Origin of the sequence: Acetobacter malorum, assembly GCF_001580615.1 — a bacterium.
Taxonomy (GTDB): Bacteria; Pseudomonadota; Alphaproteobacteria; order Acetobacterales; family Acetobacteraceae; genus Acetobacter; species Acetobacter malorum.
Genome location: NZ_LHZC01000057.1, coordinates 68,181 through 89,707, shown reverse-complemented (window position 1 = coordinate 89,707; position 21,527 = coordinate 68,181). Strand labels below are relative to the sequence as shown.

23 protein-coding genes are annotated in these 21,527 nt (G+C 58.3%); 11 read left to right on the top strand and 12 right to left on the bottom strand.

Annotated elements, in window-relative coordinates:
- Nucleotides 1–123 precede the first annotated feature (123 nt).
- Both AD930_RS15990 and AD930_RS15985 read left to right on the top strand, forming a co-directional pair.
- Nucleotides 124–801 carry a JAB domain-containing protein gene (locus tag AD930_RS15990; protein WP_167375207.1) on the top strand — a complete coding sequence of 226 codons (678 nt, stop codon included), beginning with the start codon at nucleotides 124–126 and terminating at the stop codon, nucleotides 799–801.
- The gene (locus tag AD930_RS15985) at nucleotides 795–1,568 is read left to right on the top strand and encodes a JAB domain-containing protein (RefSeq protein WP_082781955.1); all 774 of its coding nucleotides are present in this window, start codon (nucleotides 795–797) and stop codon (nucleotides 1,566–1,568) included. The genes AD930_RS15990 and AD930_RS15985 overlap by 7 nt, the downstream gene beginning before the upstream one ends.
- Nucleotides 1,569–1,572: 4 nt before the next feature.
- Here AD930_RS15985 and AD930_RS15980 read toward each other — a convergent pair whose 3' ends face one another.
- The 3 genes from AD930_RS15980 to AD930_RS15970 are packed head-to-tail and all read right to left on the bottom strand — an operon-like array spanning nucleotide 1,573 to nucleotide 3,532.
- On the bottom strand, nucleotides 1,573–2,754 hold the full coding sequence (locus AD930_RS15980) for a 5-(carboxyamino)imidazole ribonucleotide synthase (protein WP_061507042.1): 1,182 nt from the start codon (nucleotides 2,752–2,754) through the stop codon (nucleotides 1,573–1,575).
- The gene (gene purE, locus AD930_RS15975; protein ID WP_208598623.1) at nucleotides 2,754–3,293 is read right to left on the bottom strand and encodes a 5-(carboxyamino)imidazole ribonucleotide mutase; all 540 of its coding nucleotides are present in this window, start codon (nucleotides 3,291–3,293) and stop codon (nucleotides 2,754–2,756) included. The genes AD930_RS15980 and purE overlap by 1 nt, the downstream gene beginning before the upstream one ends.
- A 32-nt stretch (nucleotides 3,294–3,325) precedes the next feature.
- Nucleotides 3,326–3,532 (bottom strand): DUF465 domain-containing protein, encoded by a 207-nt coding sequence (locus tag AD930_RS15970; RefSeq protein WP_043552417.1) that lies wholly within the window; start codon nucleotides 3,530–3,532, stop codon nucleotides 3,326–3,328.
- Nucleotides 3,533–3,767: 235 nt separating this feature from the next.
- Here AD930_RS15970 and AD930_RS17550 point away from each other — a divergent pair, with 235 nt between their 5' ends.
- Complete coding sequence (locus tag AD930_RS17550) at nucleotides 3,768–3,932, top strand: YdcH family protein (protein WP_077930046.1); 165 nt, start codon at nucleotides 3,768–3,770, stop codon at nucleotides 3,930–3,932.
- A gap of 148 nt (nucleotides 3,933–4,080) precedes the next feature.
- Here the strand turns inward: AD930_RS17550 and AD930_RS15965 are convergent, their stop codons facing one another.
- From AD930_RS15965 to rpmE, 3 genes are all read right to left on the bottom strand, one after another.
- Nucleotides 4,081–4,674, bottom strand: a complete 594-nt coding sequence (locus tag AD930_RS15965; protein WP_043552418.1) for a DUF1013 domain-containing protein — start codon at nucleotides 4,672–4,674, stop codon at nucleotides 4,081–4,083.
- 210 nt (nucleotides 4,675–4,884) lie between these two features.
- On the bottom strand, nucleotides 4,885–5,376 hold the full coding sequence (locus AD930_RS15960; RefSeq protein WP_052403983.1) for an Hsp20 family protein: 492 nt from the start codon (nucleotides 5,374–5,376) through the stop codon (nucleotides 4,885–4,887).
- 199 nt (nucleotides 5,377–5,575) lie between these two features.
- Complete coding sequence (gene rpmE, locus AD930_RS15955) at nucleotides 5,576–5,806, bottom strand: 50S ribosomal protein L31 (protein ID WP_043552419.1); 231 nt, start codon at nucleotides 5,804–5,806, stop codon at nucleotides 5,576–5,578.
- A gap of 273 nt (nucleotides 5,807–6,079) precedes the next feature.
- Here rpmE and mscL point away from each other — a divergent pair, with 273 nt between their 5' ends.
- Complete coding sequence (mscL, locus tag AD930_RS15950; RefSeq protein ID WP_043552420.1) at nucleotides 6,080–6,538, top strand: large conductance mechanosensitive channel protein MscL; 459 nt, start codon at nucleotides 6,080–6,082, stop codon at nucleotides 6,536–6,538.
- Nucleotides 6,539–6,618: 80 nt separating this feature from the next.
- Nucleotides 6,619–6,984, top strand: coding sequence for a hypothetical protein (locus tag AD930_RS15945; protein WP_052403984.1), 366 nt, complete (start codon nucleotides 6,619–6,621; stop codon nucleotides 6,982–6,984).
- Nucleotides 6,985–7,079: 95 nt separating this feature from the next.
- Here AD930_RS15945 and secF read toward each other — a convergent pair whose 3' ends face one another.
- The gene (gene secF, locus AD930_RS15940; protein WP_043552422.1) at nucleotides 7,080–8,024 is read right to left on the bottom strand and encodes a protein translocase subunit SecF; all 945 of its coding nucleotides are present in this window, start codon (nucleotides 8,022–8,024) and stop codon (nucleotides 7,080–7,082) included.
- A gap of 12 nt (nucleotides 8,025–8,036) precedes the next feature.
- Entirely contained in the window at nucleotides 8,037–9,602 is a 1,566-nt protein-coding gene (gene secD / locus AD930_RS15935) for a protein translocase subunit SecD (protein ID WP_208598626.1), read from the bottom strand.
- A 365-nt stretch (nucleotides 9,603–9,967) separates the two neighbouring features.
- On the opposite strand from secD, the gene AD930_RS15930 reads away from it, so the two are divergent.
- The 3 genes from AD930_RS15930 (at nucleotide 9,968) to AD930_RS15920 (ending at nucleotide 14,190) form a co-directional block, all read left to right on the top strand.
- Nucleotides 9,968–10,948 (top strand): Gfo/Idh/MocA family protein, encoded by a 981-nt coding sequence (locus AD930_RS15930; RefSeq protein WP_061507040.1) that lies wholly within the window; start codon nucleotides 9,968–9,970, stop codon nucleotides 10,946–10,948.
- 228 nt (nucleotides 10,949–11,176) lie between these two features.
- Entirely contained in the window at nucleotides 11,177–13,114 is a 1,938-nt protein-coding gene (locus AD930_RS15925) for a ribonucleoside-diphosphate reductase subunit alpha (RefSeq protein ID WP_061491747.1), read from the top strand.
- A gap of 59 nt (nucleotides 13,115–13,173) precedes the next feature.
- A complete protein-coding gene (locus AD930_RS15920; RefSeq protein ID WP_043552429.1) occupies nucleotides 13,174–14,190 on the top strand; it encodes a ribonucleotide-diphosphate reductase subunit beta in 1,017 nt (338 codons plus the stop codon).
- Between the two features lie 95 nt (nucleotides 14,191–14,285).
- Here AD930_RS15920 and AD930_RS15915 read toward each other — a convergent pair whose 3' ends face one another.
- Entirely contained in the window at nucleotides 14,286–15,071 is a 786-nt protein-coding gene (locus AD930_RS15915) for a tRNA1(Val) (adenine(37)-N6)-methyltransferase (protein ID WP_061507039.1), read from the bottom strand.
- A gap of 117 nt (nucleotides 15,072–15,188) precedes the next feature.
- Between AD930_RS15915 and AD930_RS15910 the strand changes: the two genes are divergently transcribed.
- Nucleotides 15,189–16,259 (top strand): polyprenyl synthetase family protein, encoded by a 1,071-nt coding sequence (locus AD930_RS15910; RefSeq protein ID WP_061507038.1) that lies wholly within the window; start codon nucleotides 15,189–15,191, stop codon nucleotides 16,257–16,259.
- A gap of 294 nt (nucleotides 16,260–16,553) precedes the next feature.
- Here AD930_RS15910 and AD930_RS15905 read toward each other — a convergent pair whose 3' ends face one another.
- Nucleotides 16,554–17,420 carry a glutamate racemase gene (locus tag AD930_RS15905; RefSeq protein WP_061507037.1) on the bottom strand — a complete coding sequence of 289 codons (867 nt, stop codon included), beginning with the start codon at nucleotides 17,418–17,420 and terminating at the stop codon, nucleotides 16,554–16,556.
- Between the two features lie 12 nt (nucleotides 17,421–17,432).
- Nucleotides 17,433–18,194, bottom strand: coding sequence for an orotate phosphoribosyltransferase (locus tag AD930_RS15900; RefSeq protein ID WP_025828154.1), 762 nt, complete (start codon nucleotides 18,192–18,194; stop codon nucleotides 17,433–17,435).
- A 102-nt stretch (nucleotides 18,195–18,296) separates the two neighbouring features.
- Here AD930_RS15900 and AD930_RS15895 point away from each other — a divergent pair, with 102 nt between their 5' ends.
- The gene (locus tag AD930_RS15895; RefSeq protein ID WP_061507036.1) at nucleotides 18,297–19,220 is read left to right on the top strand and encodes an ELM1/GtrOC1 family putative glycosyltransferase; all 924 of its coding nucleotides are present in this window, start codon (nucleotides 18,297–18,299) and stop codon (nucleotides 19,218–19,220) included.
- Between the two features lie 141 nt (nucleotides 19,221–19,361).
- Nucleotides 19,362–19,601, top strand: a complete 240-nt coding sequence (locus AD930_RS17545; protein WP_082779472.1) for a hypothetical protein — start codon at nucleotides 19,362–19,364, stop codon at nucleotides 19,599–19,601.
- 493 nt (nucleotides 19,602–20,094) lie between these two features.
- On the opposite strand, the gene gltA is transcribed toward AD930_RS17545, so the two are convergent.
- Nucleotides 20,095–21,405 carry a citrate synthase gene (gene gltA / locus AD930_RS15885; RefSeq protein WP_061507034.1) on the bottom strand — a complete coding sequence of 437 codons (1,311 nt, stop codon included), beginning with the start codon at nucleotides 21,403–21,405 and terminating at the stop codon, nucleotides 20,095–20,097.
- Nucleotides 21,406–21,527 lie beyond the last annotated feature (122 nt).

Sequence of the window (21,527 nt, the reverse complement as noted above, 5' to 3'; positions counted from 1 at the left end):
CCTGAGGCCAATCGGAGCAGTGGCATGGTGTCCTCCGAAAATGGAGAAAAACAGAGCAGTTTTGGACGAAGGGAGGGGAGTGCCCCTTTTTCTTCCACAGGCCCCGCAGGGCACCGGAAGCGCATGCGTGTGCGGGTACTCAATGCGGGGGCTGCGTCTCTGGCGGATTATGAGCTGTTGGAAATGCTGCTTTTTCCGGGTGTGCCCCGGCGGGACACCAAGCCGCTGGCCAAGGCGTTGATCAACCAGTTCGGGTCTTTGGCTGATGTGCTTGAAGCTGCGCCGGAGGCTCTGAAAGAAGCGGGTGCGACGCGTGGGAACGTGGCGTTGCTGGGGCTGGTGCCGCTGGCGGCGGACCGGCTGGGCGCACCAGATGACCCTGTGCGGGCTGACCTTGGGAGTTGGGACAAGTTGCTGGCGTATTGTGCGACGCATCTTGTGACGGCGGAGGCCGGGGCTCTGCATGTTTTGTTTCTGGATAGCCGCAATCAGTTGCTGGCGGATGAAGTCGTGGAGACGCAGGCACGGGAGGCATCTGGAGGAGAGGACGCTCCCATTCCTGTGCCGCAGGTGGTTTCCGCCATCATGCAGAGGGCACTGGCCCTGCATGCCTGTTCCCTGATTACGGTCAGGCTGGCGGGAGACGATGTGCAGCCGGACCGCCAGCTTTTGCATGATGGACCGCTGGTGCAGGCCCTTTTGCAGGCGGCCCCTTTGCTGGCGGTGACGATGCATGATCATGTGGTGCTGAAAGGCCGCCGCTGGCGCAGTTTTCGGCATCTGGAGCAGCAGGCATGGTGACCCGATTGCCAAAGGGTAAAGGCGGCAGGCGCTCAAAATCGGAATTGGCGGATATTGCCGGGTTCAGGCTTCAGGCCAGCGCGGAGCAGGCTGTGCCGCCTCTGCCGGATTTATCATTTGTGTCGCAACTGGCCGAAGCAAGGACTTCGGTCGAGGCTCCTGACGACCACAGGGTTTTGACGCAGCTGATTGCGCTCATTGCCCCCCGACATCCGTCACCCGATATATGGGCGCTGTCGCTGCTGAATCAGTTTGGGTCTCTGGCCGCTCTCTTATCCGCGCCCGATCAGGTCATGCAGAATATTGCCGGGCAGACCCCTGCGTTTCGTGTGACGCTGCGGCTGGTTCAGGAGGCTGCTGTCAGGCTGCATCAGGCGCGGTTGATGCGTGTGGGGGTTCTGGCAGACAGGGGGCAGCTTAAGGCTTATCTCAGCGCCATGCTGGCGCATGAGCCGGTAGAGCAGGTGCGGGTGCTGTTTCTGGATAAAGCACACCGTCTGCTTGCCGATGAGATGCTGGGGCGCGGCACCGTGGACCACACGCCCATTTACCCCAGAGAGGTAATGCGGCGGGCGCTGGAACTGGAGGCCACTATTCTGGTGGTGGTGCATAACCATCCCAGCGGAGATCCGTCTCCCTCGCAGGATGATATCCTCATGACACAGAGGATTGCGCAGGCGGCCACGTTGCTGGGAATCACGGTCTGGGACCATGTAATTATTGGCAGTGGCCGCCTGTTAAGCCTGAAAGAAGAAGGGGTTTTCTAGGCGTTTATGCGTCGTCGTTCTCGGTATTCGGCTTTTCCGCCAGAGGGCCGAGTGCGTCCTGAATCCCCAGTGCGCCGGGCAGGCTGCCATAGGGGAACAGGATGTTCACATGGCCCATCTTGCGGCCGACGCGGGCTGCGGCCTTGCCGTAAAGATGCGGAATATGCCCCGGTGTGGCGAGAATTTCGGGCCACAGTGCCATATCATCCGGGCCGACGAGGTTTTTCATCACCGCATCAGAATGGCGCAGAGTGGGGGGCAGTGGCAGGCCCGCGACGGCCCGGATATGCATGTCGAACTGGTCCGTCGGGCAGGCATCCATGGTCCAGTGGCCGGAATTGTGCGGGCGCGGTGCAATTTCATTCACCAGCAGATTACCGGTGCTGTCGATAAACATCTCCACGCCCAGAATGCCGATAAGATCCAGCTTTTCCGCAATGGCGACGGCCAGGGCCTGCGCACGTTCTGCCGTTTCTTCCGGCACAGGGGCAGGGGCCAGTGTGACGTCCAGAATACCATCCCGATGGGAATTAAGGCCGGGAGCAAAGCAACGCGTTGTGCCGTCCGTGCCACGGACGACCATCACACTGATTTCGCAGGCAAAATCCACCATCCCTTCCGCAACCAGCGGATGCGGGGCAAGGGAGGCAAAGGCGTCTTCCAGCTGGGAGGCCTCATAAACACGGGCCTGCCCCTTACCATCATACCCGTTGCGGGTGGTTTTCAGGATGAACGGGAACCCAAGCTTTTCCGCCGCAGCGTGCAGGGAGGCGTGATCGGTGACGGCCATCCAGGGGGCCAGAGGAATATCAGCCTCTGAGAGAAAGGTCTTTTCCGACAGCCGGTCCTGACTGATGCGGAGGATCGCACCGGAGGGGCGCACGGGGCAGTACTGAGCCAGACAATCCAGCGCATCGGCACTGATATTTTCAAACTCAAAAGTGACGACATCTACCGCACGGGCAAAGGCTTCCAGCGCCTGATGGTCATCATACGCACCAAGCGTGACCTGATGAGCGACCTGCGCTGCAGGGCCATTGGCGTCCTGCGTGAGAATATGCGCGCGAAAGCCGAGTTTAGCAGCTGCGACAGCGGACATGCGGCCCAGCTGCCCCCCGCCGACAATACCGATGACAGAATTAGGAGCGAGTGCCGCAGAGGAAAACCGGGAAGAAGAAGCTGACATTATTCGTTTTCAGAAATCGGAGCGTTAGCGACGGAGGCCGTTTGCAGGGCGCGCCATGCGTCCAGCTTTGCGGCGAGTTCCGGGTCTTGCAGGGCCAGAATGGAGGTGGCCAGAAGGGCGGCATTTTTGGCCCCGGAGGCTCCAATAGCCAGTGTGCCGACGGGTACGCCGCCGGGCATCTGGACGATGGAGAGCAGGCTATCCATGCCTTTCAGGGCCCGGGATTCTACCGGCACACCCAGCACGGGCAGGCGCGTCCATGCCGCACACATGCCGGGCAGATGCGCGGCACCGCCAGCGCCGGCAATAATGACCGACAGCCCGCGGTCTGCTGCGCTCTTGGCATACTCCGCCAGCCGGTCCGGTGTGCGGTGGGCCGAGACAATCAGTGTTTCATGGGCAATGCCCATGTCTGTCAGGATGGCATCCGCATGGCGCATGGTCTCCCAGTCCGACTGGCTCCCCATGATAATGCCAACCTTAGGGGTAAGGTCGGTGTCCTGAGACGGGGCGGTGGGCAGGGGGGCTGTTTCGCTCACGATGAGGCACGATCCGGTTGGTGGGGAAATGGTCACGCAATATCGTCGGGGATCAGTTCGCTTTCAAGCCGTGTTATGCGGTCCCGGAGCAGTAATTTGCGTTTTTTCAGCCTTTGGAGCTGCAACTGGTCGGTCAGGATCGTCCCATCGGTCAGGCGACTGATGATGGTATCAAGATCACGATGTTCACTGCGGAGTTCATGGAGCTGGCCGAGGAGTGAATCGCGGTCTTTCAGCATTGTAGTCCCTCTCCTGCGTGGCATGAGGACTCTGTGTGAACGGGATTTTTCAGAGTCTGCCAGAGTTTTCAGCGCCTAGTTTTGCGCATGCATGCAGCGGAGACCAGCGGCAAAAGAAGAAAAAATAGATATGCAATTTACGCATGCCTAAAATGCCTGAAATGTGAAAAAAACATGAAAAAACACGCGAAGACTGCGTTACCGTGAGGTGTCATCAACCGAATGGAGGCAGTCAATGACCTACCAGTCCAGGATTGAGAGTCTTAAATCCCGCCACTCACGGATCGATAAACAGATCTCATCAGAAGGCGGCCGACCCAGACCGGATGAGCGTGTTTTGATGTGTCTCAAATTGCAGAAGCTGCGGCTCAAAGAGGAAATTGAGCGCCTGTCTGCGTGACAGATTCTAGTCCCTCTGTATCCCGGCGATCATGCGGGCAGACTGGGCTAAAGCGTCTCTCTTAAGCAGAGAGATTATCTGAAAACTGCCAGAAACTGGCTAGAAAAGGCACTGGCAGGCGCAAAGTCCAGCCAGTGCCGCGGAGAGATTACTCTCCGCTCCCTTCGTGATCCACCATATCCATCGGCGGCGGCTGCGGAATTTCGTGCCCTTCGCGCTCAAGGCGCGTGGTGGCCGCATTCACAGCAGCATTCAGGTCCATCTGGCTGCACAGGCCAATGGTCACCGGGTCACGCGGTTTGATGTTGGGCGTGTTCCAGTGCTGCTTGTCACGCACTTTGGCAATGGTGTCCTTGGTGGTGCCCAGCAGTTTGACAATCTGCAGATCATTCAGCTGCGGGAAGTTGCGCAGCAGGAAGGCAATGCCATCCGGACGGTCATGCCGTTTGGCCACCGGCGTATAGCGTGCGCCTTTGGAGCGACGTTTGACCGGGTTGTTGGTAGCCAGAATTTTCAGCCGTGCGTCAGGATTTGCTTCGCAACGGTGAATTTCTTCCAGTTTGAGCTGGTGGTTGGCAACGGGGTCATACCCGACAATCCCCTGAGCAACCTCACCATCGGCAATAGCCTGCACCTCCAGCGGGTGCATGCCGCAGAACTCAGCAATCTGAGTAAAGCTCAGGGCGGTTTTTTCAATCAGCCACACTGCGGTGGCCTTGGGCATCAGCGGTAAGGTCGTCATTGCTTCCATCCTGTCGTCGGGCGGCGCTTGCGCAGGCACCGGAGAAACTGACGGTCCGGAAACCATTCCGAAGGCCCGCGGGCCTGCCGGCGCGCATCTGTGGCGACGATATGGGGGGAGCGTCCCTCACAGGTCAAGCGACAAATGCGCTCTGACAAAAAAGGAGGAACCTGCGTTCCTCCTTTTCCACACTGTTTGAGCAGGGTGCGCTTACGCTGCCGCAGCTGTGGGCTGAGGGTTTGCCGGGGCCGGAGCCTCGGTTTTTGTCACCAGTTCAGCCTGTGGGCCGGACTGCACGGGAATACGGCGCGGCTTGAGGGCCTCGGGCATAATCTGGCGCACAGAAATACGCAGCAGGCCGTTGTTCATGTCAGCCCCGGTGACTTCCACATGGTCCGCCAGCGCAAAGCGACGTTCAAAGGCCCGGCGGGCAATGCCGCGATGCAGAATTTCCCCTTCATTCTGCGGGTCGCTTACACGACCGGACACAATCAGCGTGTTGTCCTGCACAACCAGTTCAATATCGTCCGGGCCAAAGCCAGCGACTGCCATAGTCAGGGCGTAGCTGTCATTCCCGGTTTTGGCGATGTCATACGGGGGGTAGCTCGGGGTAGCCGCACTGCGGGATGCGGTGTCCATCACCTGTGCCAGACGGTCAAAGCCGATGGCGGTGCGGAAAAGCGGTGCAAAATCGTAACTCATGGTCAAAAAACCTCCTCGTTCAGCAAGGTCTTGCCGTGCAATAGCCCCCAGATCTGGCGGGCCTGCCACGGCAGGTGACAGTCAGAGAAGAACCCCGTCTTCGGGCATTCCTCTCAGAGCTAAACGTGGAAAACCCCGCCTCCTGATTCAAGAGGCGGGGTTCCCGATTTTTTAACTGATCTGAGAAAGAAGAGGCTGATCAGGCCTTGGAGCGCGTACCGATACCAGCAAAGCGCTTGTTGAACTTCGCAACCTGACCCCCGGTGTCCATCATGCGCTGCACGCCGGTCCATGCCGGGTGAGACTTCGTGTCCACGTCCAGACGGAGCGTGTCACCAGCTTTGCCTGCGCAGGAGCGGGTTTTGTATTCGGTGCCATCGGTCATGATGACGGTGATTTCGTGGTAGTCAGGGTGAATGCCGGATTTCATGTGTTGCGTCTTTCTGTTCAAAAGGCTGTCCCGATACCGACCGGGCTATGCGTGCGAGTGCGTATAGCCGTCTGTGCAGGTGGGATCAACAACTCATGCGGTCTTCCTGAACGGTTTTTACCGGGTAAGGGCCGGAAAAATGTGTCTGTGTTGCTGTAAAAGCCACGTCCTGAGAGGAAAGTCAGCGAATCGGAGTGGTTTAGACTTGTTAAAAAGGGTTCATACTGGATACAGACAGCAGGATATTCTGCCTTCAAAAGGATAAAGTGGCTTATGGCTGACATTAAATCTCATGTGCACACCCCGGGCTGGGTGGGCGAATTCCGCGCCTTTATTATGCGTGGCAATGTTATCGATCTGGCCGTTGGTGTCATCATCGGTGCGGCGTTCACCGCTATTGTGAACAGCCTGGTGAAAGACATTTTCAACCCGGTGCTGGGTCTGGTGATTGGTGGGATTGATTTCTCCAACCTCTTCATCACGCTGAAAGGCCCGCATCTGGCAACGCTGGCGGACGCGCAGAAAGCCGGTGCGGTGACGCTGAATGTGGGCCTGTTCCTGAATGCTGTCATTCAGTTCCTGATCATGGCTCTGGTTATCTTCTGGTTTGTTAAAGTGCTGAGCCGCCTGCACGGGCAGGAAGCTGCGAAACCGGCAGAACCCCCGGCACCGACCAAAACGGAAGTTCTGCTTGAGCAGATCCGTGACGAACTGGCAGCCCGCAAGGTCTGAGACTGAACGTCTGATCTGAGGCGTCCTGCGGGGCGCTGAGGAGATTTACCGGAAAGACAGATATGGAGTAGGCTCGTCGCATGACGCGCTCCGTATCTGGATTTCCGGTTTTTTTTCGCCTGATGGCTGGCCTTGCAGGCCTTACGGTGCTGGCAGGCTGCCAGTCTTCCGCCGGCAGGGTGGCGATAACCCCCACACCCCGCACATTGATATATAGCTACGTGATTGCCAGCGGTATGGCCCGAGGGCAGGTGATGTCTGGCCTCGTCTCACCAGAGCGGCTTGTGCAGATTGTGAATGCAGACCGCGCTGCGCTGGCGGCTATTCTCAACGCAGAATATAGCCCATCCGGCGCGGGCATTAAAAATGCCGGGCAGGCGGTGCAGAACTTTCTTGCGGTGATTGAGCCGTCTGATCCCACGCCACCCTCTGTGGTGCGGCGTTAAGGGCGCGGATTTTAAAGGTTGTGGCTAAGGGGGTGCTTTGCACCCCTTATAAAAAAAGCGTTCCGACCGAGAGGTGCGGAACGCTTTTTGCGTTTTCAGGCGCTTTTGCGCGGGGCGGGAGGCTTGGCATCCCGCTTCAGGCGACCCTCGCCCATAAAGAGCAGGAGCGGGGCGGCGATGAAGATGGAAGAGGACGTGCCCACCACAATCCCGAACAGCATGGTCCAGGCAAAGCCGGACAGCGTGGTGCCGCCAAACAGAGCCAGCGGGAGAGACGCCAGAAAGACGGTGGAGGACGTGCCGAGTGTGCGGTTCAGGGTCTCATTGATCGACAGATCAATGAGTTCCCGCAGTGGCATGGTGCGGTATTTGCGCAGATTTTCACGCACGCGGTCATACACCACCACTTTATCATTCGTGGAGTAACCCAGAATGGTGAGGATGGCGGCGACCATCACCAGATCGAATTCAAAACCGGTGATGACCAGAAAGCCCATGGTTTTGGTCAGATCCAGCACCAGCGTGATGACAGCGCTGAGGGCGAACTCCCATTCAAACCGGAACCAGATATAGCCCAGAATCATCGCAAGGCTGAGGCCGAGGGCCAGCATGCCGTTGCGGAACAGTTCTGAGGACACAGACGCGCCGACAGCATCAGCCCGCAGGACGGTCGTGCCCGGCTGGGCTTCCGCAACCGCGTGGCGGACTGTGTCTACAATGGCGTTGGTCTGCTGCTCATCGCCAGCATCCAGACGGATCAGCACGTCATCCGGTGCGCCGAAAGCCTGAATGGAAGCGTGGGTGACATTATGCGCGGCCAGTGCGCTGCGCAGCTTGGCAAAGTCAGCCGGGCCAGAGGTTTTGGCCTCCACCACAATGCCGCCCCGGAAATCCAGACCCAGTGTCAGGCCCGGATGCATGAACAGCACGATGGAGAGCAGAGACAGCGCAGCCGAGACAATCAGGCCCGCATAGCGCCCGCGCATGAAGTTGATATGGGTATCCTTGCGCACAAAACGCAGGAGAGGACGTCCAAACATAAGCGCCTCGTCTCAGACCGGCAGGCTGGTCGGGCGCGTGAGCGCATACCAGCGGACCATAAGCAGTCGGGAAAGCAGGAGGGTCGTGAACAGGGTGGTCACGATCCCGATGGTGATGGTCAGCGCGAAGCCACGCACAGGGCCTGTGCCAAACACAAACAGCATGACGTGGGCCAGCAGGGCCGTGGCGTTACTATCCACAATGGTGGAGGTGGCGCGCTCAAACCCGGCCTGCATGGCTGCGAGAGGCGTGCGGCCACGAGCCACTTCTTCCCGGATGCGTTCATTGATCAGAATGTTGGCATCCACCGCCATCCCGAGTGTGAGCAGCATCCCGGCCATGCCCGGCAGGGTCAGGGTGGCTTCAAACAGGGAGAGGATGGCGATCATCAGCACAAGGTTGGCCAGCAGGGCGACGTTCGCATACCAGCCAAAGCGGCCATAAAACAGCGCCATGAACAGGATAACGAACACGAAGCCCGCAGCCAGACTGAGCATGCCAGCCCGGATGGAATCGGCACCAAGAGACGGGCCGATGGTGCGCTGTTCCATAACGCTCAGCGGTGCCGGGAGGGCGCCTGCGCGGAGCATCAGGGCGAGGTCGGTGGCTTTCTGAGCATCAAAGCCACCAGTAATCTGCCCGCTGCCGCCCGTAATGGGGGAGCGGATGACCGGAGCTTCAATGACCTTGTTATCCAGCACGATAGCAAAGCGACGGCCGACATTGGCCTGCGTAACCGTGGAGAAGGCATGCGTGCCGACGGAATCGAACGTGAAGGTCACTGCCCATTCGCCGCTCTGGGAATCAATCACAGCGCCAGCGTTGGTCAGGTCCGTGCCGTCTACGTCCACATGGTCATAAACCGGCAGCGGCGGGCCTTCACCTTCAGTGGACATCGGCAGCAGGCTTACGCCGGGAGGTGCTGCCGTTGCGTGCATGGGGTTGGGGTCCACCAGACGGAACGTCATTTTTGCGGTGGTGCCCAGCAGCGCCTTGATGCGTTCCGGGTCACTCACGCCGGGCAGTTCGACCACAATGCGGTCATCGCCCTGACGGGTGATTTCCGGGTCAACTGCGCCGGTGGCGTCAATACGACGGCGAACAATCTCGATGGACTGTGTCACAGCTTCCCGCGCACGGGCCTTCAGCGCTTCCGGGGAGAGGGTGAAGACAATGCTGCCATTATCCTGCTTCTTCACGCTGAATTCATTGGGGACGACGCGCGGCAGCTTGTTGAGGGCTGCGAGGTCAGCGTCGGTTTCCGACGCATCACGCGGCATGAAGGTCACCGTGCTGGCGTCCGCATTGGTGGTGATGTTGCGGTAGCCGAGCTGGGACTTCAGCAGCGTCTCACGCGTGCTGTCCGCCAGAGTTTGCAACCTGTCATGCGTCAGGCTTTTCAGGTCCACCTGCATGAGCAGATAGGACCCGCCGCGCAGATCCAGCCCCAGATGAATCTGACGCCATGGCATGGAAGGGAAGGGATTGCGCAGACCATTGGGCAGGCAGAGCAGCAGCCCTAAAAGGCACACACCCAGTACCGAGGCCAACTTGAGGCGGCTGTAATACATTCTCACCTGATCAATCGATTTTTGTCGCCCGGAACATGCCGCTCCCTTGCGTGCGATGCAACACTCCACAGACATTTGCAGACCTGTGTGGCGGGATTCGGCGGGCGGCAGTGGCGGGGTTGCATCACATTTCCGAGCCACACCCGGCTTTGAAGCGGGGCTGAAGCGCCACAAATTGCGGAATGTTTCCGAAACGACCGGATTCGGTCGGGGCTGAAAAATTTATGGTTTTTTTACGGACTGCCGGACATCCGGGGCTTTTGGGGCCGGTGTGCTTTTGCGTAAGACGCGCGTGATTTTGGGATTTTGGTCGGAGGCTGCTACCGCTGACGGCAACGCCATGAGGCACAGGGTCGGGAAGGTCAGGAAAGATGGACAAAGCGCTGCGGGTTGGAGTGATTGGGGCCGGGCATTTTGGGCGGTACCATACCCTGAAGGTTAAAGAGGTGCCCCGCGAGACGCTTGTCGGTCTGTTTGACCCGGATGCAAAGCGGGCGGCTGTGGTTGCGAAGGAAGCCGGTTGTCCCGTCATGGGGTCAGTCGAAGAGCTGCTGGCTGCGTGTGATGCCGTGGTGGTGGCGGCCCCGGCAGAATATCATTTTGACCTGGCGACCGAGGCTTTGCGGGCTGGCAAGCATGTTCTGGTGGAAAAGCCGGTGGCGGCGACGCTGGAGCAGGCGGACTTGCTCATCACGCTCGCCGAGCAGAGCGGGCGGGTGTGTCAGGTTGGGCATCTGCTGCGCTATTCCGCCGAGCATGAGGCCATTACAAAACGAATCACCCGGCCTCTCTATATTGAGGCCACACGTATTGCGCCCTTCAAGCCGCGTGGTACGGATGTGTCCGTTATTCTGGACCTGATGATCCATGATCTGGATCTGGTTTTGGCGATTGTGGACAGCCCCATTGAGCAGGTGGATGCGCTGGGGGCGGCTGTCAGTTCTGAATACGAAGACATCGCCAATGCCCGCGTGCGCTTTGAAAATGGCTGCGTGGCGACCATTACGGCCAGCCGCATTTCCCTCAAGACAGAGCGGCGGATGCGGCTGTTTTCCGAGGAAGGCTATCTGTCTGCTGACTTTGGTAAGCGTGAGCTGACTATGATTGGCCGCGAGAAAGGCCTGCCGCTGCCCGGCACGGGTGGATTCCGTCGGGAAGCGATTTCATGGAAAGATCATGATTCGCTGTTTGCTGAGCATGAGGCTTTTGTGGCCTCTTGCCTTGACGGCGCGCCCGTCAAGGTGGATGCACGGGCCGGACGGCGCGCTCTGGCGGCAGCGCTGGCTGTGGCAGACGGCATTACAGAGTCACGGCGCCGGATGGAGATGTCGGGGCTGATCCACGCGGGCTAAAAAAACTTTGGTCGGCTGAAATAATTTATGATCAGCCAGAAACTGCCATCTTTTCAAACACAAGCCTTTTTTGGGTCTGTGAGCGTAAAAAAATCACTAGATATAGGGGCGCATATGTCGCATGAACGCGACATATGGTGAGGCACGAGAGCGCGGGGCATGACTCCTGTGTGTCTTAGCGCCTCTCAAGCCAGATCACGCAAATGCAAAAAACCGGAGCACGCCACCATGAGTCTGATCGACGTTCAGGAAAATGAAAGCCGTCGTTCCATGTCCGGCTCCGGGGAAGAAGCAGACCTGTTTGAACCCGGTAAGCTGGAAGACATGGTGCAGCTGCCCGGCCACCATCAGGTGCGCGTGGATCGCTCTCGCGATGCCCTGCTGACGCCGTTTGGCAAGGCAACGCTGGATAACCGCTATCTGCTGCCGGATGAGGGCTATCAGGATCTCTTTGGGCGTGTTGCGTCCTATTACGGAGCCGATGCCGGGCACGCACAGCGTATCTATGACTATATGAGCCAGCATTGGTTCATGCCTGCAACGCCGGTTCTGTCCAATGGCGGCACCACCCGTGGCCTGCCGATTTCCTGCTTCCTGAACGAAGCCAGTGACAGCCTCGACGGTATCGTCGGCCTGTGGAACGAGAACGTCTGGCTGGCCAGCAAGGGCGGCGGCATTGGCTCCTACTGGGGTAACCTGCGCTCCATTGGTGAAAATGTGGGCCGCAACGGTAAGACATCCGGTGTGATTCCGTTCATCCGCGTGATGGATAGCCTGACGCTGGCCATCAGTCAGGGGTCGCTGCGTCGTGGGTCTGCTGCTGTGTATCTGCCGGTCTGGCACCCTGAAATTGAAGAATTTGTAGAAATCCGCCGCCCGACCGGGGGTGACCCCAACCGTAAGGCGCTGAACCTGCATCATGGCGTGCTGGTGTCCGACGCCTTTATGCGGGCTGTGGAAGCGGACGAAGAATGGGGCCTGCTCTCCCCGCGCGATAACTCCGTAATCCGTAAGGTTTCGGCCCGTGCGCTGTGGATTCGTATCCTGACGGCCCGCATGGAGCAGGGCGAGCCTTACATCGTCTATTCCGACCATGTGAACAACGCCCGGCCTGAGCACCACAAGCTGGCAGGGCTTGAGGTCAAGACCTCCAACCTGTGCTCGGAAATTACGCTGCCGACCGGGATTGATCATCACGGCAAACAGCGGACGGCTGTGTGCTGCCTGTCTTCCCTGAACCTAGAGACCTGGGACCAGTGGAACGAAAATCCGCAGTTCATTGAAGACGTCATGCTGTTCCTGGATAACGTGTTGCAGGACTTTATTGACCGCGCGCCCCCGGAAATGAAGAAGGCGGCTTATGCGGCCTCGCGTGAGCGGTCAGTCGGGCTTGGCGTCATGGGTTTCCATACCTTCCTGCAGGCCAAGAATGTGCCGTTTGAAGGGGTTGTGGCCAAAGTCTGGAACCGTAAGGTGTTCAAGCACATTCGTGAGCAGGCTGACGCGGCCTCCCGCAAGCTGGCGGACCTGCGTGGGGCCTGCCCGGATGCGGCCGAATACGGTATTCAGGAACGCTTCTCCAACAAGATGGCCATTGCACCGACGGCCTCCATCTCCATTATTGCGGGCAATGCCAGCCCGGGGATTGAGCCGATTGCGGCAAACGTCTTCCTGCAGAAAACGCTCTCCGGCTCCTTTACGGTCCGCAACCGCCACCTGCAGAAACTGTTGAAAGAGAAGGGGAAGGATACGGATGAAATCTGGTCCTTCATCACCCTGAACAAAGGCAGCGTGCAGGAGCTGGACTTCCTGACCCAGCAGGAAAAGGATGTCTTTAAGACCGCCTTTGAGCTGGATCAGCGCTGGATTGTGGAACACGCGGCAGATCGTCAGCCGTACATCTGTCAGGCGCAGTCGGTGAACCTGTTCCTGCCTGCCAACGTACATAAGCGCGACCTGCACCAGATCCACCACATGGCCTGGAAGAAGGGCCTGAAGTCTCTGTATTACTGCCGGTCCCTGTCCATCCAGCGGGCGGATACGGTGAGTAACGTGCTGACCAAGGAAGGCGTTCTGGCTGCCGAAGCCGCCCAGCGTGCAGGTGTTGTGCCCGAAGCCCCGACGTCTAACGGGAGCAATTATGATGAATGTCTGGCCTGCCAGTAAGTCTTCATAAACTCTCGTAACCAGATGATTTTAAAACTTTCCGTTGTAAGGACAGTCTCATGAGCGAAAAACCTGCCGGAACGGGCGAACAGGAACAGCATTTCGACCTGCTGACCGCAAACCCCGTCTACAAGCCCTTTCGCTATCCGTGGGCTTATGATGCCTGGCTGACGCAGCAGCGCGTGCACTGGCTGCCGGAAGAAGTGCCGCTGGCTGATGACGTGAAAGACTGGCACCGCGTGCTGAATGACAGCGAGCGGAACCTTGTGACGCAGATTTTCCGGTTCTTCACCCAGTCTGACGTTGAGGTGAACAACTGCTACATGAAGCATTACAGCAGGGTGTTTAAGCCGACTGAAGTGCTGATGATGCTCTCAGCGTTTTCCAACATTGAGACTATCCATATCGCGGCTTACAGCTATCTGCTTGATACGCTGGGGATGCCGGAGACGGAATATTCTGCGTTCCTTAAGTATAAGGAAATGAAGGATAAATACGATTACATGCAGGCGTTCTCTGTGGACAGCAAGCATGAAATCGCCAAGACGCTGGCCGCGTTCGGGGCCTTTACCGAAGGGCTTCAGCTGTTCGCCTCCTTCGCCATTCTGCTGAACTTCCCCCGCTTCAACAAGCTGAAGGGGATGGGGCAGATTGTGTCCTGGTCCGTGCGGGATGAAACACTGCACTGCCTGTCCGTGATCCGCCTGTTCCGTGAGTTTATCCATGAAAACCCGGAAATCTGGACGGATGCGTTCCAGCAGGAACTGCGCCAAATCTGCGCCACCATTGTTGAGCATGAAGAGGCCTTTATTGACCTCGCGTTTGAAATGGGTGCGGTTGAAGGGCTGAATGCGGAGCAGGTGAAAACCTACATCCACTTCATTGCCGATCGTCGCCTGATCCAGCTTGGTCTGGACCCGCTCTACAACACGACGACCAACCCGCTGCCCTGGCTGGATGACATGCTGAACGCGGTGGAACACACCAACTTCTTTGAAAACCGCTCTACGGAATACAGCCGCGCCTCTACCACGGGGACGTGGGAAGAAGCTTTTGAGGCGTCTGTTTTCGAATAAGTCGCCCGGGTTCTAAAAATCGGGTTCTGAATTTTTGTCCGGCGTAGCCCCTAAAGGCTGCGCCGGACCTATTTTGAAGCCTTAGAGAGAGTCATTCAGGTTACGCTGCGCCCTCGGCGCGGCTCCAATGGGACGCGCGCCTCTTGCAGGCCGGGCAAGGCTGCTCCCTCTTCCAGCACAGCACGTGCCTGCGCTGTGAAGCTGCCATCCTCTTCATGCAAAATCATACCCGGCAGCAGGCGGGCGGGGCTGCGCACGCCGTAACGGGCCTGTAGCAGCAGAATGCGTGCCTCTCGCCCGGCCTTGGGCCAAAAGGGGTAGGTGGTCACGCCGCCAAAGCCACTTTCCGTCAGTTGGGTAATGGCGGCGGCCATCAGGCTGACAGGCAACGCCAGTGTCAGACTGCCTTTATGCCGGAGCAGGCGGGCGCTGCCGCGTATCCAGAGTTTCAGAGTGTCCGGTTGGGCTCTGCGGGCGAGGTCGCGTCGTTCAATGACAGAGGCCGTGCCGTCCGGGTCATGCCAGGGCGGATTCGCAAAACAGTGGTCAAACGGTCCGTCCGGCAGCGTCTCCGGAAAACGAGCATTGAGAATAGTGAGTCCGTCGCGTGCATTCGCGCTGAGGTTCTGGCGGGCGAGGGTTGCTGTCTCCGCATTCTGCTCCACGCCGGTGCCTGTCAGCCCTGCTATGCGCTGGCTCAGGCAAAGCAGGCCAGCACCCGCACCACAGCCGATTTCCGCCACGCGCTGCGGGGCGCGGGCAGGAACAGCAGCAGCCATAAGCACTGGTTCCAGGCCGGTTCTGTAACCAATGCGGAACTGGGAGTAGGCAATCCGCCCCCCCAGTAAGGTGTCATGAGAAAGGTCTGAAGGATGGGCCATAAACGGGTCTTAACTAAAAGTGTCTGGCAGTCTTGAGGCGGTTGGAGCTTGACCGTTTTTCTGGTGCCCCGCATATGGTTGGGCGTCAACTCATCCCATGGCTGGGGGATATAGCGTTTGGGTGTTGCAGTTAGTCTGCCAGAATCTGGTAGGGCCACAAGCCAGGATGGATCTAGTGTTTCTGTGAGTAAGCCAGGAGAAGCGGGCTTAAAAGCCCTGGCCGATTACCTCGCGCAGGATATGCGCGCCTGTAATCAGGTTATTGTTGCACGGATGCAGAGCCCGGTTGCGCTTATCCCGCAACTCGCGGCGCATCTTGTTGCCGCCGGGGGCAAGCGCCTACGTCCGTTGCTGACGCTGGCTGCGGCCCGGCTCTGCGGGTACGATAATCAGGACGGCAAGCTGCGGCATGTCGAAATTGCGGCCTGCGTCGAGTTCATTCATACCGCCACGCTGCTGCATGACGATGTGGTGGATGAAAGCCAGCTCCGCCGTGGGCTTGCCAGCGCCAATGCCATTTTTGGTAATAAAGCGTCCGTGCTGGTGGGGGATTTCCTGTTCGCGCGGGCGTTCCAGATTCTCACAGCCGATGCCTCGCTGGATGTGATGGCGATTCTCTCTGCGGCCTCTGCCACGCTGGCGGAAGGCGAGGTCATGCAGATGACCACGCAGAATGATCTCTCCACATCAGTCGATCAGTATTTGCAGGTGATCTATGGCAAAACCGCGGCACTGTTTGCTGCCGCGTGTGAAGCCGGGGCCGTGATTGGTGAAGGCACACCGGAGCAGCGCGAGGCCCTGCGGGTCTATGGCGCTAATCTGGGCATGGCCTTCCAGCTGGTGGACGATGCGCTGGATTACGCGGCGGATCAGGCTGTGCTGGGCAAGGAAGTGGGCGATGATTTCCGTGAAGGAAAAGTCACCCTGCCGGTTCTGGCGGCCTATGAAGCAGGCAATGAGGAAGACCGGGTATTCTGGCGTCGCGTGATTGAAGACTCTGAGCAGACGCCGGAAGATCTGGATGCTGCTCTGGCGCTGATTGCGCAGACTGATGCTATTGGCGCGACACTGCGCAAAGCGGAAGAGTATGCAGCCAAGGCGCGTGAAGCACTGGCGCTGTTCCCAGAATGTGACATTCATTCTCTGCTGATTGAAACCGCAAGCTATTCGGCGAGCCGGGAACGCTAAAGGCGGTTTGCAGAGAGTTTTCTTTATCAGTCAGTGCTCTTCTGAGCTTGCTGATGGGGGCTGAGGTTTAAAGAGGGGTGGCTCAGGCCGCCCTTTTTTATTGCCCTTTTTGGTGCAGAGCGAGGCTTGAGGTGTGGCAATTTCAGGAAGGTTTTTCCTGCTTGCTTAGTCTTAATGGCATTATGAAAACGCGCGATTAGGGCCGTCTGTAGCGTCTTTCCGCATGAAGAAAGTGAGCCCCATAATCTGGGTGCGGAAAAAGGGGCAGTCGGTAAGGGGCGCGTGCAAGGCCCTCTAGGCGTGATGGCTGGTGGCGTTTAGGCGCGTAGGCAAGCTTTCTGCATCCCACAATGCAATATCGTCAAAGCCATAGGCGGGCAGCGCTTTAATCAGGGCTGCGCTGTCTGGTGGCTCGGCGGTGAACCATGCGCGGGCGGGTTCCGGCATGGATGCGCACTCAGGCTGCGTGCTGAGGATGGTTGCGGTGTGGCGGGCGACAGCTTCTGCGGGGTCCAGCCATGTGATGCCGGGGGGTGAGACGGCCCGCAGTTGATCCAGCACGAAGGTGTAGTGCGTGCAGCCAAGGCCGACCGTATCAAGTTGAGTAGAGCAGTCGCGCGTGAACAGACCGTTGATTTCGGCTCTAATGACGGCATCCGGCACAGCGTAGCCTCGGAAAACCCGTTCAGCGCAGGCGGCAAGCCCCGGTGCGGCATGAGCAATCAGTGTGCAGTCGGGGGCGTAAAGCGCCTGTAGCTTGCTCAGGTAAGGGCGCTTGGTGGTGGCGCGGGTGGCTAGCAGGCCGATAACGTGGGTTTTTGTTGTGCGGGCGGCCCAGCGAATGGGGGGCACGCAGCCGATAAACGGCATAGCCGGGCAGGCAATGCGCAGCGCATCCAGCGCCAGTGTGCTGGCGGTATTGCAGGCCACAACAACAGCTTGCGGGCGCAGACGTTGAATGGCGTCGGAGAGGAGGGAGACGATGCGGTTCGTCAGAAACGCATCATCCTGCTCGCCGTATGGAAAAACCGCCGTATCCGCCAGATAGCTGACCGAGGTAGCGGGGCAGAGGGTGCGAATCGCCCTGACAATCCCCAGCCCCCCAATTCCGGAATCAAACGCCAGAATATGCCGGGGGCTGGAGAAAGCAGGGGTGGTCATGGAACGCTGAACTCAGGCAGGCTTGTCTTTGTTCGCTTTGAAGGCTGCGGCCTCTTCCAGACTGCCGACGCCGCCGTGGCGAGCAGACCATGCAGCCGGATTTTCAAGAAAGCGCCGTACTTCTGCCGCAGCCTCTTCCGAGAAGTAAGGACGCGTTGAACAGGCTTCCAGCACATCCCACCATGTGCACAGGGCGTGCAGGGAGATGTTCATGTTTGTCAGAGACTGATGAGCCCCCGGGAAGACCCCGTAATAGAAGATGACAAAAGCATGATTAATCAGCGCACCGGCATTCCGCAGCGCATTGGCAAAAGCAACCTTGGACGCGCCATCCGTGGTGAGATCTTCCACCAGCAGGGTGCGCATGTTCTCCGGCACATCGCCTTCAATCTGGGCGTTGCGGCCAAAGCCTTTGGGCTTTTTGCGGACATAGGCCATCGGCAGCATCATGCGGTCGGCCATCCATGCCGCGAAGGGAATGCCTGCGGTTTCGCCACCCACAACGGCGTCAATGCTTTCATACCCGACATGACGGCCGATTTTTTCCACACCCAGTTCCATGATCTTGGCACGGGCGCGGGGGAAGAAGATGATGCGGCGGCAGTCGATATAAACCGGGGACTTCCAGCCGGACGTCAGCGTGTAAGGCTCTTCCGGGCGAAAGTTGATGGCTTTGATTTCCAGCAGCAGACGTGCCGTGCACAGGGCCGCATCGCGATCCCAGTCGCTGGTCTCGCCAGAATGAGGGGCGACCAGGTTTGCGGGTGACGTCATGAAGCGCTTCCTTGATTATGGCGGTTGGAATTTGCTTTGGCATAGCCCCCGGCGGCGTGAAAATCTATGCTTCATCTCAGTCTTGCGTGCCGGAATGAGAAAATGAGCTTCTCTGTAACAAAGTTGGCGCCTGTCTGGGTGGTAGAGACCACCGTTGGACCCGAGCCGGGGCCGGCCTATGTGCTGGCCTCCCGCCTTGGCTGCCTGTTCCGGCGGGTGCGGATGGAGATGCTCGCATTCGATTCGTTTCTGGAAGAAGGACGGCAGCCGGGGCTGATCCTCACGTCCGGCTGGCGCTCGGGGTATGCGGCACTCAAAGCGGCGCGTCGGGCCGGGTGCCCGGTGGTGTGGTGTGTGCGGCAGGAAGGCCGGTCTGCGCCGATGCTGCGTTCCATGCCGTTTGATCTTGTAGTTGCGCCATCTCCCGCAGCGCCCACGGCCAAATTCTGCCCGACGCTTGGGCCGATGACGATTGTCTCGCCCGCTCTTCTGGCGAGGGCCGGCAGGGCCTGGCAGGAACGGCTGGAGCATCTGCCGCATCCGCGCATGACGGTTCTTGTGGGCGCCCAGGCCTACCGCACGCAGGAAGAGGCTTTGTTACACGGCAAAAAGCTGGCGGGGCTGGTGAACCGGCAGGGTGGCTCCGTGCTGCTGGTGGTGCGGGATGATAGCAAGCCGGACCTGACGGATGCTTTTATTACAGGGCTTTCTGACACCTTCTTACTGGTCTGGCGGCAGGGCGAGCCGGATGAAGAGCCGCTTCTGGGCTTTATGGCCTGCTCAGACTGCGTGGTGGTGGGCGGCGGCGATGTTGCCATGCTGGTGGAAGCCTGTGTGGCAGATAAACCGGTCTTTCTGATGGAGCGTGAGCAGGATTTGCGTGGTGTGCGGGGGCGTGTGGCGCGCCGCCTGATAGAAGACGGGCATGTGCGTGTTTTGGTCGATAGTCTCTCGCCATGGCCTCGAGAGGTGTTGGATGAAGCAGGTCGGGTGGCAGCTATTTTGAGAAGTCGATGGGCCTTATAGCCGCGCGGAGGCTGTATTATGAGGCATGTAAAAACTTGTGATCAGAATAAGGGCTCTGGAGGCTCATTGTGCCTTGCATATTCGATAGAATTGGCGTCTAATCTGCGTTGTTGAGAGTGATTATTAATTAAGGATAGTGCTGTGGCTGTTGAACTAAGTCGGATCGCGCGTAAATGCGAGCGAGCTGTCGTCACGGCGTATCAGGAGTTACGCGAAGTCGGCACAGAGGATGTGACCGCTTTCCATGCCTGCACAACTCTGTATCGCATTCATCATCCTGAATCGTCTTTGAACGAAGCCCGTCGTCTGGTCTCTGAATGGATTGATCATCACGTGGTGCGTGAGTCTAAATCCCCGACAAAAGGGTGTGACTGCGATTAATTCACTCAGCCGATAAGGCAGAGTGTTGCGTGTTTAGGAGAGGTCAGATCGGGTTGCCCGGTCTGGCTTTTTTATTGGCGCATGCCTAAAGGGCTTCAGACTGTTTCTGAAGAATACTCTTTAGATTTTTGTTTTTAAATAAAAAATTGAGAAATAGCAGGGTGAAGCTAATGCTGAGGGACGTCTCCCTTTGGTGGAGAGGTGCGCTTAGGCTTAGGCTTAGGCTTAGGCTTAGGCTTAGGCTGCGGGTGCTGTCTGGAAAGATGCGTGTGGGAAGCCGTTTGAGCCTGTCGGCGTGCATCTCACTTAGCCATGGCTATGGAGCCGCCATGCTCTTTACTTGGGTGTTCCTGAAGTGTGCGGGGCTACACTGGCTGCCATGCAGTCCACCCAGGTGGTCTTAGGGGCTGTAAAGGCATTTTGCGCCTGAATGCTTTCGCATTACAGGCGCAAAATCCGTCGGTCTTTTTAAACGGTGAGGCTCGGAAGAGCCTTAGCGTTTGTCGAGCGCTACAAAGTCTCTCTGTGGTGAGCCGGTATAGAGCTGGCGGGGGCGGCAGATGCGCTGGCCCGGCTCTTCGATCATTTCCTTCCACTGGCTGACCCAGCCGGTGGTACGAGCCACGGCAAACAGCACGGTGAACATGCTGGTGGGAATGCCCATGGCTTTCAGGATAATGCCCGAATAGAAATCGACATTCGGATAGAGTTTCCGCTGGACGAAATAGTCGTCATTGATGGCGATTTTCTCAAGTTCGATCGCCAGATCCAGCAGCGGGTCATCCTTAATGCCGAGTTCACCCAGCACTTCGTGACAGGTCTGCTGCATGATCTTCGCGCGCGGGTCGAAGTTCTTGTATACGCGGTGGCCAAAGCCCATCAGCTTCACGCCGCTGGATTTGTCTTTCACCTTGGCGATGAAGTCGGGGATATTTTCCTTGCTGCCAATGCTGGCCAGCATTTTCAGAACAGCCTCGTTCGCGCCGCCATGTGCAGGTCCCCACAGCGCAGCAATGCCTGCGGAAATACAGGCAAACGGGTTAGCGCCGGTGGAGCCGGCCATCCGCACGGTGGAGGTGGAAGCGTTCTGCTCATGGTCTGCATGCAGGATCAGGATCCGGTTCATGGCACGGGCCAGAACGGGGTTGATCTTGTAGGGTTCGGACACGCGCGCGAACATCATGGAGAGGAAATTCTCTGCGTAGTTCAGATCATTACGCGGATAGATGAAGGCTTCGCCTTGCGTGTATTTATAAGCCCATGCCGCGATGGTCGGAATTTTTGCAATCAGCCGCATAGCCGCGAGGTCACGGTTGGACTTGATCGCAATATCACTGGCGTCCGGGTAGAACGCGGAGAGCGCGCCAACCGTGCCACACAGGATAGCCATGGGGTGGGCATCACGCCGGAAACCGTTGAAGAAGTTGCGGATCTGCTCATGCAGCAGGGTGTGATTGGTCAGGGTTTTGGAGAATTTCTGGAATTCGCCTTCGTTCGGCAGTTCACCATTCAGAAGCAGATAGATGACTTCCTCATAGGACGCATTTTCCGCAAGCTGGGCAATGGGATAGCCGCGATGCAGGAGAACGCCCTTGTCCCCGTCAATAAACGTGATTTTGCTGGAACAGGATGCTGTTTCGCCATAGCCGGGGTCGTAGGTGAAAACGCCCATCTCGGCCGGGAGCTTGCGGATATCGACAACATCCGGTCCGATTGTGCCGGAAAGGACCGGGAGTTCAGCCGTCCGCCCACCGAGTGATAGGGTTGCGTTAGACCGCTGACCTTCATTCTGCGATGCGCTCATGATCTTTCCTTCTGCATTGTAGAGCCGCTGCCAGACTGGCGGCCTGCTGTCTGATTCTTCTCCCCGATCCAGAAAGAAACAGGAAGCAGGTGGGCGATAAACCGCGCGTTATCAAAAAGGAT